This window comes from Aquimarina algiphila, assembly GCF_007489275.1.
Classification (GTDB): Bacteria; Bacteroidota; Bacteroidia; order Flavobacteriales; family Flavobacteriaceae; genus Aquimarina; species Aquimarina algiphila.
This window is the reverse complement of the sequence record NZ_VLNR01000058.1, coordinates 26737-42983: the sequence shown is the minus strand read 5'-3', so window position 1 is coordinate 42983 and position 16247 is coordinate 26737. Positions and strand designations below refer to the sequence as shown.

Sequence of the window (16247 nt, the reverse complement as noted above, 5' to 3'; positions counted from 1 at the left end):
GAGAGTCGATGAGAAGAAAAAGAAAAAAATCGTAATTTTAACACTGAAATAAACACGCTTTTGGGAACTGTTTTGCTATGCTCTATTTAAACAGGAATACCCGGGTCAATTTCATAGGAATCTCCAACCAGCTTTGTTTTCAAAAAATGATTTTATTCTGGACATAACTAAAACGAAGTATCGAAATACTTCAGAAGCATTTATCCAAATACTTGTTATCAACGTAATAATGATGAATTGTTTTAGGTTAAAATTAGTGTTACTCACTTCAATTAATATTTAGTGTTTGTTTAATTTCTTCTAATATGGCTTGAGGAGTTGGAAAATCCGGAGTTGAACGATAAATGGCAACTGATTTTTCTAAAACACCTATCTTCTGTACCAAATCAATACTGCGATTTGAACTTTTTGCAAACCTCAGATCTTTAGGATTAATCATATTTTTGTCTATTAAAAAATCTATTTTCTTTTTGCAACGACAAGGATTATCAGGATTTGCCAAACCACATTTATTGTTCATGAAATTTCTGATTTTAGCTCTTGACCTAGATAATTTTTTTCTAAAATTTTCGGCTGTAATTGCAACTATTGCTGAGCCTTCAATACTATTAAACTCAAGAATATCTGACAATATGTAAACAATCCTATCCAACTCATTCAGGCACAAAAGAAGTCCTTGTGTACAACTCACTTTAACCTCTTCTTCCAACAGTAAAAGTTCACCATCGTTTTTAGAATATTTAACGATATCAGACTGCCCCAAATCGATTAAATCAGAATAGTCTTCGAATGGCATTGCAAATTCTCTCGCCTGTTTTCCTTTGTAGGATAGTAAATAATTGGTAGCCACTCTGTACACCCAAGTTCTAAATTGACTTTTATAGTTAAAAGTGCTTAAATGAGTTACTATTTTGATTAGTATTTCTTGTGTGGCATCTTTTGCATCTTCTGGAAAGAGTAACATTTTCAAAGAAAGATTATAAGCCAAATCTTTAACCTCAATAATAACTGATTCAAGTGCTTTTCTATCACCCAAATTAGCTTTTTCAATACGTTTTTTTAGATGTTCATTCATATCTTCTATAAGTTAGACATTCAAAAGATACGAAGTGTGACAAATAGTATAGAAAAAAGTAAAGTATAAGAATAAACCTATAACATCAAAGTAATTTGGTACGCTCTGTTCGTGTCTTTAAATTTTTCATTCTTCAATATGGAATCCCGTAAAAAAAAGAAAAAATAGCAGTGTATCTTTATACAACACATTTACAAGGGGTTACAAACGCAAAATAGATATAATGCTAACATATTGTACTATATCATTTTGTTAGTTAAAATTAAATGAAAATCTACAAGGGGAAATATCTAGCGATTACCTATGAAGTCCAAAACAGTCTATTTATACAATATTGGTATAATTCACCAGACTGTATCAATGATTTTAAAAAAGAAATGTTAGCCTATACTTTATTTTATGAGGAGTTTAGACCAATGTATACATTATGGTTACAACAAAAATTCACCTTGCACTTAGATCAAACTATACAGCTATGGATTGAAGAAATGGTTAATAAACCTTGCTATACATACGGTAACAAGAAATGTGCTTTTGTAGTTAGTAAAGATATTTTAGCGCATGTTAGTGTAATCAATTCTTTCGAAAAAACAAAGTCCTGCATTGTTCCAATACATTTTACTACAGAGCAAGAAGCAAGACAATGGCTTACTAATTCAGTTGAAAATACCCGAAATTATAAAAAAAGTAAAATTATTTATGAAGGAGTAGATCAAGAAGGAAATATGATTATCAAGCTGCCTTGTCAAAACATAAAATCTACCTTAAAATTCCTTAATGAATCTATAGAACAAGAACAATTTATCCTGGAAAATGAATACAAATATCATTTACTAACTCAGCGAGAAAAAGAAATCTTATCTCTAATTGCAGAATGCAAAAAGCATCAACAAATAGCCGAAAAGTTATTTATCTCTCTTCATACGGTAAGAACCCATTGGAAAAATACAAAAGCTAAATTAAAAATCCAGAATAAAAGTAACCTCTTAGCCTTTCTTAAAGCTTTTAAAAACTAAAATACCCAATATCGGGTATTGATAAACCCTGGTATAATAACTTCTTTTGATTCAAGTATTTAAAAATGAATTAGTCATTTGTATACCATGTTTGATCAACACCAAAATCTAAGTACTACTGATTTACCAAAAATATTGTAAAAAAGGAATACGATCTTTTTATGTTAAAACAAACAGGGAAGCCGAAAACTGTATAGAGTAGGTAATATCTAATTTAATTGATTATGGATTTAAATGAACTAAATCTCAAACTAAAAAACGATGGACTAACTAGGACTGAGTTCTTCTCTGAACTCACATCTAAACTTAAAGAAAAAGATATTATTAAAGATAGTACTGATGTAGTTATCAAATCTGATGATAATGGTAATCTTTCTAATTTTGTTATAAAACCGGGTACAAGTGATGCTATCACTCAACTTGATGGTATCAACACTACAATAGAATTATTAAAAAAATACGGGGTTAACGATCTAGAATCTATTCATCCATTCAACTCCGATATTGATCCATATAGCTGGAATATAGTATATAAAGATGGTGGTTGGGTAGTCAATAGCTAAAAATGATCATAGCGCGGTTTCATTATAAAAACCGTGCTATATAAATTATAAAACATGCATACATTAGCCATTTCTTTAACAGACAATTGCCCATTAAGATGTTCATTTTGTTGCGTTCCTCCTAAACCATTAGATTTAAAAGATTCATTCTTATTTGATGTTTTAAAAACAGCTGAGTCAAGAAAATTCAAAAAAGTTGGATTTACAGGTGGTGAACCTTTAATAAGAAGAAAAAAACTATTCGAAGCAGTAAGATTATGTAATGACTCAGGTATCCCTTGGGGGTTAACCACTGGACTTGGTTGGACAAAAAAAGAAGAATATGCAATAACCGTAGCTAATGAATTAGTTTCAAATAGAATAAATGATATTACCATTAGTATTGATCCTTCCCATTTAAAATTTACAGATCAAAAAATTTATATAGTATTCATCAGAGAACTTTTAATGCATAACATTCCTATTTTACTTAGTGTCACACTATTTAAAAATGAAAGGCAAGAATTTGAAAAATATCTAAGTAAAAATATATTATCTAAACTTATTGACTCAAATACTTCTCTGATTAAAGTTGATTTTCATTATGTTGCCCAAGTAGGATATGCGGAAAATAAAGAAGGCTGTGGCAGCATTATAAAAGAAAAAATTACTTCTAAAGCTATGAGATGTCCTTTAAAAAAATCTTTTGTGTTTTCTGTATGGCCCAATGGAGATGTATATCCTTGCTGCTCTACATATATAGTAAATAAGAAAAATGAACTTATTCTTGGAAACTTAAAAGAGAATAGCTTCGAAGAAATCATAGATTTTGCAGAAAACGATCCTTATTTATGGGCTCTATCCAATTTAGGTTTTAATAAAATTATTTCTTTTATTAAAGATGATATTGACTTTTCAGAAATATTAAATTCTAAATTTAATGATGTTTGCGATTTATGCAATACGATAGGAATAAAAACTAAAAACATTACCATAAAACAAATTAGAAATTCACTATACCAAAATGCAGTTAAATAAAATTACTTTATTGTTTCTCATTAAAGTAAAAAAAGTTCACTATACTAATAGCGCGGACTTCAACATCCGCGCTTATTAAAATCTCTGACTTTACCCGTTAAACTCTTCTTCTCCTATGGGTTCTAATGATGTATTAATAGAAGCCATCTCCCAACCTGGTACATATCGCACATAAACGGGTTCTTCGTTACGAAGTAAATCTACAATTCGTTCAAGATCTGATTCGCTATAATGTACATAAATGTATCCCGAACCACTCATCGAATCTGTATTAGGAAGAGTAGATGCATCTCTATGAAAATAAGCAGCACCGATTAAGCTGCCGTTATCTCTTCTTAGTCCTATTATTGCTCTATATGCATAATTTTTACTATTATTTCCTCCTCCATAATAGGCGATGTCATACTTTTTGATGTATTCAACTGTTGTCATAATAAATATATTTAGTTTTTGTTTGATATAAAATAAAATCTATAACCAAACAAAAACAACCGTCTTTTACCTAATTTACATGGGGTTTTTATCCTAATTTTGAAGGAAAAATCACTCTTCTAAGACTATCAAGACTTATATCTATGAATACCAAATTAGATTACTCCATAAGAAGGCTCAAAGAAACTGATTTACATCAAGTAGCAGAACTCTATTCGCTATTTTGGAATGATGCGATGAACCTCACAAAAATGAAAGAAGTCTTTAAGAGGGTTTCAAAAGATTCTCAATACATTTTTTTAGGTGCAGAAATGAACGGAGAAATAATCGGGACCATACAAGGTGTTATATGTGAAGAATTGTACGGAGCATGTAAACCATTTCTCGTTATGGAAAATTTTGTTGTGAGTAAAGAACATAGAGGAAAAGGAATAGGAAAAAGCCTTTTGAGCGAATTAGAAAATAACGCAAAAAAAAGAAAGTGCTCGCAAATGATCTTCTTAACCGAATCTGATAGAAGCGATTCTATTAAATTTTACGAAAAATTAGGCTTTGATTCTTCAACACATAAAGGTTTTAAGAAATCTCTATAACAAAATATGCTTATCCTTCACTAGAAAAACATTGTAAATTGATTGTAATTCTTCATTAGGATTATAGTAAATCTTACGGTAGATTAGCTATATAAAATCAATAAAAAATAATCCAATTGAGTTTATTTAAACGGTAGACTTAAGAAAAAGAAGTAGTATGAGAATTATTTCAAAACTAATATTGATTATTGGAGTATTCGTGATGACAGGTTGTTCCGAAAAATCTAATGATTTAGTAGTGGACGGGTTTTATATAATCCAAAATGATAATGGATTTTATAGTGTATCAAAAATATTAGCATTAGATGAATTTGCAGTGCATATAAGAATGTATTCTGATGAATTTAAAACCAAACCAAATGACTTAAACTCTGCAGATTTAAATTTCCTAATCGGGCATGCTCCTATGGCAAAAGAAGGATTCTTAATGGATAAACCCGTATTGTTGAAAGTAGAAAAAGTATCTAAAGAAGAGCTAGAAGGTTATAATTATTATCTGGATGCAATGAAAAATCAGTAACAAAGTCTAACATTATATAAAAAAAACAGAAATAAAGTAAGGACTAATGATAGAAGAATATCTAAACAATATAAAGAAGCAATTCGAATCCTATAAGGAAGTTGCAGATAAAACAATTTCACAATTAACAGAGAAAGATTTATATTGGAAATATAATGAAGGAAGTAATGATATTGCATGCATAATGATCCATGTATCAGAAAATATGTTATCCAGATGGACAGATTTTTTTGAGAGTGACGGAGAAAAAGAGTGGAGAGATCGAGAAAGTGAATTTAAGACTCAGAACTTAACATATTCAGAATTAATTGAAAAATGGGAGAAAGGATGGAATTGTCTTTATGATGCTTTAGGCTCTATTAATGAAAGTAATTTTCACAAACCAATTCTCATAAGAAATAAAAAAGTCAAATTAATTGAAAACATAACTAGACAAATTGCTCATTACCCATATCATATCGGTCAAATTGCTTTTATTGGGAAAATGGTTTTAAATGAAAAATGGAATTCACCATCAATACCAAAAGGAAAATCAAATGAATATATCCGATTAGAATTTGAGAAAAATTCTAAATAAAATCAATTATATCAACATGCAAAAAATTATATATTCCTTTATCGTCATTGTACTATTTCAAATAAATTGCAATGCCGAAAATATTATTAATACAAGATTGATTGGTTTTTCAGATTCAGGTAATTTTCTAGCCATATATACCTATACCCCATACAGTGAAAGTTATACCTGGAAAGGAAGACTTGTTATTGTTGATGTTAAAAAAAACAAAACAATAGATGCGCTCGAATTAGAAAAAGAATACAAACCCGTAACTCCTGGTGTCTCAAATAAACTCGTTGTTAATGATCTACTAAAAAGTATGATTGCTTTTAATAACCGGTTTCTTGATAAGTACAATATAATAAGAGGCAATACTGGTTATTTGGCATATTATCAACCTATTCACGAGTACATATTAAAAAACAATGACTGCGTAAGTAATCCAGAATCACATAGTAAATTAAGTATTCCTATAAGTAGTGAAAGATTTAGAACTACAAATACGGCAGATTCCCAACAATTTAATATTAATTTCTCCACAATGATTGTGGATGAATTAACTATTGATGAGGATGGATTGGGTTGTTCTGAATGTATTAAAAAATTTAATTTAAAAATCACTGACGAATCTGATAAACCAGCCTTTGATTTTGAAAACCAATTAAAATTAAATCAATGTTACAGAGATTATTTTGTGGGTAGCGTCTATTTTTATAGTGAGAACAAGATAATAATTATAGCCTATGGTATGAGACCAGGATATGAAGGTTTAATGATAGAACCCATTTTTATAAGTGGTATTCTTTAATACATAAAATTAAATATAGAAACCGATCTTGGTTCCTGGATCAAGATCATTACCCATTTATTATGAAAAACATAGCAACACTAACATTTTTCACCTTATTGATAAGTACACTATGCTATGGACAAAACACCTACCTATATTCTCAACCAAAAGAACATAATGATGGATGGAAAACGAACAATTTACAGTCTCAAAAAATAGATACAACAAGGATATATAAATTATTCAGCCAAATACTCAATCAAAAAAACAAACTACATAGTGTTTTATTGATAAAAAATGATCAGCTAATTATCGAGGAGTATTTCAATACAACCTCTGCAGACCAACCACACGATCTTCGTTCTACAACAAAAAGTATACGATCCATACTAATGGGAATTGCTATCGATAAAGGATTTATAGCTAGTGTGGATGACCCCATATCAAAATATCTTAAAAACCCTATTGTCACCAAAAATATTGACAACAGAAAAGAAACAATTACGATCAAACATCTTTTAACTATGTCTAGCGGGCTTGATTGTAACGATTGGAATAAAAAATCAAAAGGGCAAGAAGATAAAGTTTCCAGAAAAAAAGACTGGCTTCAATACACACTTAATTTACCTATGATCAATGAGCCAGGAGCGGTATCCAATTATTGTTCTATGGGTGCAATTCTGATTGCAGAAATAATAAGTCAAGCTTCTGGAATGACAATTGACAAATTCGCAGATCAATATGTATTTAATGATTTAGGTATTACCAATGTACATTGGGGGCATACTTCAGATAAGGAGATTATCCCTTCAGGAAAAAGGTTATATATGACCTCTCGCGATATGGCCAAAATTGGACAATTGATACTCAACAACGGTCTATGGAATGAAAAACAAATTGTTTCTCAAAAGTGGATTGAGGAATCCACCACTCCGAAAACAAAAATAACAGGAATTGACTATGGATATTTCTGGTGGAATATTCCGTTTAAAATAGAAGAGAAAATGGTTATTTCTAAAACCGCAACGGGTAACGGCGGACAGTATATTATGATCTTTCCTACATTAGATATGGTGGCTGTATTTACAGGGGGTGCATATAATTCACAAGAAGATAAATTACCATTTGCAATAATGAAAGATATATTCTTGCCAACATTTGTGAAAAAAAAATAACGTTGTACATACTTTAGCTAGCACCTGTCAAACCAACATTTTGTATCTTTTTATGTTGCATTTCGTACCCCAAACCCTATCTCTCACCTAATATCATCATTGCAACATCTCCAAAATTTTAAGGTTTTTTATAAAACCTTAATACCCAAAATGTGAGCAATGATCGCTTATTTAAGATTTTTGGATTATTACTTGTTTCATTGACCTCATCTATTGGATGTGCCCAGGAACATGTCGAAGAGCTAATAGGTAAGGTTCAAAGCCTTAATCATGACATCTCCAATGTTTTGATCATTAACCTTAACACCAAAAAAACCACGATTACCAATGCAAAAGGGCTTTTTAAACTAGAAGTTAACGTAAACGACACCTTACAGTTTTCTGCTGTCCATTACTCAACAAAAGAAATTATGGTAACAGAGGCTATGATACATCAAAAGATGATTTTTATCGATCTACAAGAAAAAGTTATCGATCTGGATGAAGTTATAATACAACCACACAATTTAACCGGCAACATACATCTTGATGCTCAACGGTTTGACAGCAAACCTGTTATCAACTCTTCTTCTTTAGGATTACCCCAAGCAAAAGTGAAGGTAAAAACCAAAAACGAACGATTGCTTTTTGAAGCAGATGACGGGAAATTTGTAAAACTACAAGGCAGTCCTTTTGGAGTCGGAATCACAGTAAATACTCACAAAATCATGAATAGGATTTCGGGAAAAACAAAAGCACTTAAAAATCGGTTGGTATTGGATGAGCATATCAAAATAGAGAAACAAATAGCCAATATGTTTCCAATGGTTGCCTATTCTAAAGAACTAGGAATACCACAAACTCACATTGAAGATTTTCTTAGTTTCTGTATACATCAAACAGATTTCCCTAAACCATCAGATACCAAAAATCCATTACAGATTTGGGAGTATATTAAGGGTAAAAGCAACACATATAAAAAATCGAATGGTCTGAACTGATAAACATATATCATAATTTACTTATCACTTTGAACTTATCTCAGAATCTCAAATTATGAATTCTTAATTTCTAATTCATTACAATTTATTATCTTGGATTATACAGAATATTTCCTTTAGACAATTCTACAATAAACCAAACACAAACCGTGAATACAAATACATTAAAATACCTTTTAATAATTCTATCTTTTTTAGGCATTTCTTGTACTAAGGAAATTAAAAACCAAAATAAGGATAATTCAATTGTTATAACAAAAGAGGATAAAACTGTTGAAACTCCAGAAAGAACTAGCGATATAATAAATTCAGAGTATACACAAGAAGAATCCATCTATATTGGGATGTTGCAGAAGATGTATGGAGAAGATGACTATTACATCTCTATAGCATTTAATGACGCTGTACCTGATTCATTCCACAATACATTTCACAGAAATACAGAAGACTATATAGGAGAGTTAATATCAAAAACTGAGGATCACGAAAGGTATAAAATTAAAAAATCAGTAGCTCAAAAATATTTTGATGTAAGGGGTTTGGATACAATCATAATATTAAATGATGATCAAGAAAGAATAGATACATTATTTAGAAAAAATTATGAGTATTTCTCTGATCAATTAGAAAGTCAAGTGATTGCTACATATGAAAAAACCAAGATTGTTAATAAAGATGAAGACTACTTATGTATGTCTAATAATGATATTGTTTTAAGTAAAACCTCTGTATTTAAAAAAGATTCTACATACTTAGCAAAAACACTTATTAAAAATTCTTTTCATCCCTCCAATGTTTACGCTCATTATAAAATGATAAAGAATACTGATACCATTTCTTTTGTGTCATTTGGTATTTACAATAACAAAATTCAGAAAGAATGTTTTTACTTATTTAAAAATAAGAATCCTATTGATTCTATAATTAATGAATATTCAATATCCAAAATGCTTCCTGTACCTATATCTATGGAAACCGAAAATTTATATATTGCATATGAGTTTATTCCTGATACAGATGCCTTTTGGGTATCACTTATTGGGATCGATTTAAAAAATGATAAGCTCAAGAATTATAAAAGGAATAGGCTATATACAAGCCTTAAAAAAGAATAAAGAATAATAAATATCTCTTAAATTTGTAATTCATGTGTCTATGTTTAACTACATATGATCTCTATTCTTAGACAACACCTATTTATACCCCGTATCTATAATACCCAATCGTAGTAAAATATAGTAGATTAATTTTCAACCAACAGGTATACCTTTAAACCCAATGTCAATCATAGCAAGAACATTATACAAAATCCAAAAAAAACATTTCAAAATAACTCCATCATACTTTTTTACACACACTAAGAAAAAATGTAACTTACACATTTATTTTATGTTAACCACAACCAATACCAATTTTTAATATGCGTACTATCAAGTCTTCGACCTCATCTATCTCACTATTAGTTATGCTCTCTATTTTAGTTTTAAGCTGTACTCAAAAAAAGAATACTACAGATGTAGAAAAATCAACCAACCTTGTAAATCCAAAAGATTGGCCAACCATCAAAGCCCTGCCGCTAGACCCATCGATAGAAGCACAAATTGATGAAATACTGCCAAAACTAACGTTAGAACAAAAAGTAGGTCAGGTCATCCAGGCAGATAATGGATCTATTACTCCAGAAGAGGTTAAGCAATATCGATTAGGCTCTGTATTAAGTGGTGGTAATTCGGCACCAGGACCGTTACCATATGCTGATACCAAAACCTGGTTGGCAATGGCTGATGAATATTACAACGCATCGATTGATAAAGAAGGTGTTGAGATTGCTATACCTTGTATATGGGGAATAGACGCAGTACATGGTCATACAAATCTTAGTGGAGCTATTGTTTTTCCACATAACATTGGACTTGGTGCGATGAACAACCCTGACTTAATTGAGCAAATTGCATCAGTAACTGCTCACGAACTTACTGTATCTGGTCACGATTGGACCTTTGCTCCAACTTTGGCCATACCGCAAGATACGCGTTGGGGTAGAAGTTATGAAGGATTCTCTGAAGATCCTAAAATAGTAAAATCCTATGGAAGTCGCATTGTCTATGGACTACAAGGCCGTGTTGGTGAAGAAGGTTTTATGGGAGCTGGTCGCGTTATATCAAGTGCTAAACACTTTCTTGCTGATGGCGCTACAGAAAAAGGTGTTGATCAGGGAGATGCTCTTATTAGTGAAACAGAATTACGTGACGTGCATGCAGCAGGATATTATAGTGCAATACCTGCAGGGGTACAAACCGTAATGGCTTCTTTCTCTAGCTGGCAAGGCAGAAAACTTCATGGTGACAAAGAACTGTTAACAGACGTCTTAAAGGGTCAACTCGGTTTTAATGGCTTTGTGGTTGGTGACTGGAACGGTCATGGTCAAGTTCCTGGCTGTACCAATACAGATTGTCCACAATCACTTAATGCAGGTCTGGATATGTATATGGCTCCGGATAGTTGGAAAGGTTTATATGAAAGCACTTTGAAACATGTAAAGAACGGAACAATTCCTATGACTCGTTTGGATGATGCAGTACGCCGTATTCTTAGAGTAAAAATTGCCTCGGGTATATTTACCAAAGGTGCACCAAGTACTCGTAAAAATGCAGGAGATGAAAGCCTTCTGGGGCTTCCTAAAAACAGAGCCATAGCACGACAAGCTGTTCGTGAGTCCATGGTTTTGCTTAAAAATAATAATAGCGTTTTACCAATAGACGCTACAAAAACGATTATGGTTGTTGGCGACGGAGCAGAAAGCATCTCCAAGGCATGTGGTGGTTGGACTTTGTCATGGCAAGGTACAGGTCATACCAACGATGAGTTCCCTAATGGTGAATCAATACTAGAGGGTATAAAAGAAGTCGTTAACAAAGCAGGTGGTAAAGTAATTTATTCTGCCAATGCAGACACAAGCGTAACTGCCGATCTTGTAATTGCCATTTATGGAGAGAACCCATATGCAGAGTTTCAGGGGGACCGCGAAAATCTCGACTTTGTTCCTAATGATTTTGATGTAAATACATTGACAGAATTTAAAAGTAAAGGCATTCCTGTTGTATCCGTTTTTCTATCTGGTCGTCCGTTATGGACCAACCCAGAAATCAACCAGTCAGATGCATTTATCGCTGCATGGCTACCTGGTAGTGAAGGAGGAGGTATCTCAGATCTATTATTTCAAACAGACCCTTCTTATGATTTTACAGGTCGTTTATCATTCTCATGGCCGTCGAGTGCTGTAGTATCAGAAGACGCTAAACCATTGTTTACCCTGGGTTATGGTCTTTCTTATACCGATACTGCAACAGTTGATCAGCTTTCAGAAGATTCAGGCTTAGAAGATAGTCAAGTAGTCTCTACAGGTGAGTTTTTTAGCAAAGGAGCTCCTGTTGCACCTTGGGGATTATGGTTAAGTTCAGGCGATTTAGTCAAACAAATTGGTAGTTTCCCTACATCTGTAGGCGGGTTGATAATTAGTAAAACCGACCACAATGCGCAAGAAGATGCATTAAGAATACAATGGACAAAATCAGATCGTGACCAAATACGGGTTAGTGCGGCGTCACCAAGTGATATGTCTCGCCAATCCAATGGTGCTATGGAACTTGCGTTCTCAGCAAAATCATTTACAGCCAGCGACGCAGCCCTACAAATTGGTATGTGTGGTCCAGACACTCCGTGTGATAAAACGCTTAATATCATCGTCGCTCCCAATGATTGGAAAGAATATCGAATAAGCCTAAGTTGCTTTGATAATCTTGGTCTTGATATGACCAAAATTAGCTCTGCATTAATGATTACCGCTGGAGAAGGTGTCGAGATTGGGCTAAGCAATATTCGCCTTGCATCAGATCTTGATGCTAAGCCCGGGTGCGATGGTAAATAGTTTTTTTGCTTTACCATAAAAATGTCACAGGCAAGGCGATTTATTTGTAATTCATGATAATATGAAGAAATTAAGGGCGATAGATAAGTTCAATAAAAAAGCTAGTGAATGTCTAATAGTGTTAAAAAAAACAGACAGTGAACAAATATCTATAAGTCCTTCTCAAGGTACATGGTCTTTATCAGAATTATATGACCATATTATAAGGGTGGCCAGAACTTATCAAATACCTAATTTTAAAAAAGCGTTACTGCATTAGCCAAAAGGGAAAGAAAAAACAACGACTTAATATTGGAAGGGTTGGGTTATGAGTGTGGCTTTAGTTCTAAATCTGCCTTCTTCAATAACCTTAAGAAGAAAACAGATAGAAACGCCTGAAAAATATAAAAAGAAATCAGTACAGATTAATTAAGGACTTCCCATATCCACTTTTAAATCCCTTTTTTTGCTTTAAAAGCAATAAAACATGAATAAAAGAGATTTCTTAAAGACTGTAGGAGCTGCTTCAATACTTACCCTCCTAAGTCCTTCTGATGTTTTTGGAATACACAATGACAATTCCAAAAAAGTGCTGATTTTAGGTGGAAGAGGATTTCTTGGGCCTAGTATAGTAAAGGAATTTTTAACCTCTGGCTATGAGGTCACACTTTTAAATAGGGGAAAGACAAATACACATTTATTCAACAATTTACCCATCATAATCTGTGATAGGGAAAAGGAAAATAAAGCAGGTTTAAAAGCAATCGACAAAAAATACAAAGACACCTATTGGGATATTGTTGTAGATACCTGGCAAAAATCACCAAAGGCGATATCCGACTTTTTGGATGAATTTAAAGGTAGAATAGGTCATTATCACTACATATCATCAATTTCTGTTTATGGTAATTGGAACAAAAAATTTATTACTGAAAATGACCCTTTAAAATCTCTGCCTAAACGTCCTGAATCTATTGCAGAAGGAATGAAACATCGTTATGCACTTCGTAAAACGTTTGCCGAAGAAGCCATACGAGAACAAATAGATAATTATACAATATACAGATCTCATGGAATGCGAGATTTTAGAAGTGTAGATCCAAGCAATATCATAGACGAACCTTTTTGGCCTATACGCTTTTACAGAGGAGGCGAAATATTATTACCTCATGTAAAAAATCACCATATACAAGCTGTTGATGTTAAAAGCTTGGTGAGTTTTATTGTGCTTTGTTCTCATCAAAATACTTTTGGAGAATTTAATATTGCCTGCGAACCAACGCCATTTAAAGATTATGTTTCTAGTCTTATTCATGCTACTGCAATGCCAGAGAAATTATATTGGATCGATGGTGAATTTTTAATTAAAAACGGACTTATACCATATAAAGTAGTCCCTTTCTGGAAGCCAAAACCAGAAGGCTCATATTATTTTAATGTACAAAAGGCCATAGAAGCAGGATTTGTACATAGACCATTAGTTGATATGATAAAGGACCAGATAGAGGGATATAAATACAGATATCCAAAAAACGATATCATTTTTGGAAAACAATCAGATGGTCAGGTGAAATACTATTCATTAGAACATGAGAAAGAAATAATCAAAAAGTGGGTTTCTAAACAGAGGTAGTTTTTTACAAAATCGTCTAATGTTTGAAAAACTATTGAACTAAATTGTAAACATAATTTACAGTAACCTGATACCCAATAATTTTGTAATCTCTCAACATCTGATTTCCAACACCCAATACCTGACTTCTGCCCCTCATTTTAATGCCCGAAGCTTGAAGCACGATGCCCGATGTCTTTGTAATCTTTGTCTTCGGTCTTCTCCACCCAGATGACACTAATTCATAATCCATGTCTATAAATAAGTAAAACAAAATACAAAATTAGACGCTGTGCTTAATCCAAAATATAGTATCTTTTTACTCGCTACGTTTCATTCACAAATCGCTAGCACTAATTAAAAAGTAGTAGACATCAATATCACATTATTCACCTTAGTATTTCACTTGTTTTTGTTTAACAATCAAATTGATCATTTAACCGAACATAGAGGTTGTGAAACAGAAAATCTAGTGCTCAAAACAGAAACAATCGAAAGAGAACGGAAATTCTTGTTTTGGAAATTACCACACAAAAAAGTTATATTGATAGATAAGGTGGTAAACTCTAACGGAAAAGTTATATTAAAACGTAAATCTGTATTTCTTGTATCTATGGATTCTTCAGAAGACAAAATATTTAGAAGGATTAAGATTGTTGATAGAGAAATACAGGTTTTCCGACATAGTAGGGATTATCAAAATCAATTTATCGAACTTTATGACTTTTGTGGAAAGTATAAAGGCAGGAGAATCTGGAAAGATGGGGATTTTTATAAAACTAAATAAAAACTTACAGAAACAGCATAGCTATTATTTGAGGTAACTAAAATATTATTCACAGAACGTTATAAACAATCAATAAAATTTATGGGATTTTTTAAAAAACTATTTGGAGGGAATCAAAAAAAAAGTTCTGAGCAAGAAGAAAAGAAAACCAGTGAATACAATTTGAAATGGATTAATCCAGAACAAAACCCTTGGGGTTTGAAAATTTTGGATTTAAGACCAATTTCTCAAAATATGCTTTCAACTTCAAAAGATCCTAAAATGGCTACAAATGCTATTTCTTATGGTCAAGAAGACGGAACAGCTTTTACAGAGTATTCACCCAAATCCAAAAGAACATTTTCTAGTGATTTAACGATTTCAACAGATGAAAAACTTGAGGAGGGTGTTTTGTTTAATCCATCAACAATGGAAAACAAATGGGCGATTTATTTTATTAATGATCGTTTACTATTTATTAGAAGTTGGTTGAGAGAAGCTTTTGTAGTTGCAAAAACGACTCAAGAAAAAAACCAATTAAGAATAACTGAAATAACAGGCGAATTCACTGATAATGAATCATCTAAAATGACTGAATCCATTTTGATGTTTTTACTATATAGTCATTCTTTAAATGAAACAGTCCCCGCTCCTATTCCAAAAGACTTATCAAGCAATACAGATCAGGCAGGAATGTGGGCTTTTTCTACTTATGGAAACATGGCTCATTTCGGATATTTTGGAGAGGACTTTAACTATAAAACAGCGTTAAAACTAAGAACCCATTCTTTATTACATATTGCAATTGCAAGAGGTGAACTAGATAAAATAAACCTAGAGTTAGATCGAAATACTAATATTAATTGTTTGGCGGGAGATGGCCTTTCAACGTTACAATGGGCAATAACCGCTGACTCAAATGTATTAAGTTTGTTGCTTGATAAAGGAGCTAATCCAAATACAAAATCAACTGAAGGAGCAACCCCAATAATGAATGCTGTACAATCAAATAAAGTTGAACATCTCAATATTTTGATTGAAAATAAAGCTGATATAAATGCTAAGGACAATAGAGGTTTTACTGCTTTGCACAGAGCCTCAGAAATGGGACATAAAGAAATCGTTCGCATTTTATTAGAAAATGGAGCCGATAAAAATGTAGAAGCAGAAAGTCATACGCCCTTATCATTAGCCATAGCTATGAAAAATAAAGAGATTATAAATCTATTAGAAAAATAAAAG

At 32.2% G+C, this 16247-nt stretch carries 17 protein-coding genes; 15 read left to right on the top strand and 2 right to left on the bottom strand.

The window, feature by feature from the left end:
• Window positions 1-268 precede the first annotated feature (268 nt).
• Window positions 269-1075 (bottom strand): RNA polymerase sigma factor, encoded by an 807-nt coding sequence (locus tag FOF46_RS22420; protein WP_143917995.1) that lies wholly within the window; start codon window positions 1073-1075, stop codon window positions 269-271.
• A 266-nt stretch (window positions 1076-1341) separates the two neighbouring features.
• On the opposite strand from FOF46_RS22420, the gene FOF46_RS22415 reads away from it, so the two are divergent.
• The 3 genes from FOF46_RS22415 to FOF46_RS22405 all read left to right on the top strand — a co-directional run bounded on the left by FOF46_RS22415 (window position 1342) and on the right by FOF46_RS22405 (window position 3671).
• Complete coding sequence (locus FOF46_RS22415) at window positions 1342-2091, top strand: response regulator transcription factor (protein ID WP_143917994.1); 750 nt, start codon at window positions 1342-1344, stop codon at window positions 2089-2091.
• A gap of 224 nt (window positions 2092-2315) precedes the next feature.
• The gene (locus tag FOF46_RS22410) at window positions 2316-2654 is read left to right on the top strand and encodes a hypothetical protein (protein ID WP_109434760.1); all 339 of its coding nucleotides are present in this window, start codon (window positions 2316-2318) and stop codon (window positions 2652-2654) included.
• 54 nt (window positions 2655-2708) lie between these two features.
• Entirely contained in the window at window positions 2709-3671 is a 963-nt protein-coding gene (locus FOF46_RS22405; RefSeq protein WP_143917993.1) for a radical SAM protein, read from the top strand.
• 90 nt (window positions 3672-3761) lie between these two features.
• On the opposite strand, the gene FOF46_RS22400 is transcribed toward FOF46_RS22405, so the two are convergent.
• Window positions 3762-4103: a hypothetical protein gene (locus FOF46_RS22400; RefSeq protein ID WP_143917992.1), complete on the bottom strand. Its 342-nt coding sequence runs from the start codon at window positions 4101-4103 to the stop codon at window positions 3762-3764.
• Between the two features lie 143 nt (window positions 4104-4246).
• Here FOF46_RS22400 and FOF46_RS22395 point away from each other — a divergent pair, with 143 nt between their 5' ends.
• The 12 genes from FOF46_RS22395 to FOF46_RS22340 all read left to right on the top strand — a co-directional run bounded on the left by FOF46_RS22395 (window position 4247) and on the right by FOF46_RS22340 (window position 16244).
• The gene (locus tag FOF46_RS22395; RefSeq protein ID WP_143917991.1) at window positions 4247-4696 is read left to right on the top strand and encodes a GNAT family N-acetyltransferase; all 450 of its coding nucleotides are present in this window, start codon (window positions 4247-4249) and stop codon (window positions 4694-4696) included.
• Window positions 4697-4853: 157 nt separating this feature from the next.
• Window positions 4854-5216 carry a hypothetical protein gene (locus FOF46_RS22390; RefSeq protein WP_143917990.1) on the top strand — a complete coding sequence of 121 codons (363 nt, stop codon included), beginning with the start codon at window positions 4854-4856 and terminating at the stop codon, window positions 5214-5216.
• A 46-nt stretch (window positions 5217-5262) separates the two neighbouring features.
• Complete coding sequence (locus FOF46_RS22385; RefSeq protein ID WP_143917989.1) at window positions 5263-5793, top strand: DUF1572 family protein; 531 nt, start codon at window positions 5263-5265, stop codon at window positions 5791-5793.
• 16 nt (window positions 5794-5809) lie between these two features.
• Window positions 5810-6583: a hypothetical protein gene (locus FOF46_RS22380; protein WP_143917988.1), complete on the top strand. Its 774-nt coding sequence runs from the start codon at window positions 5810-5812 to the stop codon at window positions 6581-6583.
• Between the two features lie 62 nt (window positions 6584-6645).
• A complete protein-coding gene (locus FOF46_RS22375; protein WP_109434753.1) occupies window positions 6646-7740 on the top strand; it encodes a serine hydrolase domain-containing protein in 1095 nt (364 codons plus the stop codon).
• Between the two features lie 152 nt (window positions 7741-7892).
• Window positions 7893-8720, top strand: a complete 828-nt coding sequence (locus FOF46_RS22370) for a carboxypeptidase-like regulatory domain-containing protein (protein ID WP_143917987.1) — start codon at window positions 7893-7895, stop codon at window positions 8718-8720.
• A gap of 149 nt (window positions 8721-8869) precedes the next feature.
• A complete protein-coding gene (locus FOF46_RS22365; RefSeq protein ID WP_143917986.1) occupies window positions 8870-9835 on the top strand; it encodes a hypothetical protein in 966 nt (321 codons plus the stop codon).
• A 305-nt stretch (window positions 9836-10140) separates the two neighbouring features.
• On the top strand, window positions 10141-12648 hold the full coding sequence (locus FOF46_RS22360; RefSeq protein WP_244299714.1) for a glycoside hydrolase family 3 protein: 2508 nt from the start codon (window positions 10141-10143) through the stop codon (window positions 12646-12648).
• Window positions 12649-12709: 61 nt separating this feature from the next.
• Window positions 12710-12907, top strand: a complete 198-nt coding sequence (locus FOF46_RS22355; RefSeq protein ID WP_143917985.1) for a hypothetical protein — start codon at window positions 12710-12712, stop codon at window positions 12905-12907.
• Window positions 12908-13114: 207 nt separating this feature from the next.
• Entirely contained in the window at window positions 13115-14260 is a 1146-nt protein-coding gene (locus FOF46_RS22350) for an NAD-dependent epimerase/dehydratase family protein (RefSeq protein WP_143917984.1), read from the top strand.
• Window positions 14261-14711: 451 nt separating this feature from the next.
• Window positions 14712-15026, top strand: a complete 315-nt coding sequence (locus tag FOF46_RS22345) for a hypothetical protein (RefSeq protein WP_143917983.1) — start codon at window positions 14712-14714, stop codon at window positions 15024-15026.
• Window positions 15027-15107: 81 nt separating this feature from the next.
• Window positions 15108-16244 (top strand): ankyrin repeat domain-containing protein, encoded by a 1137-nt coding sequence (locus FOF46_RS22340; RefSeq protein ID WP_143917982.1) that lies wholly within the window; start codon window positions 15108-15110, stop codon window positions 16242-16244.
• Window positions 16245-16247 lie beyond the last annotated feature (3 nt).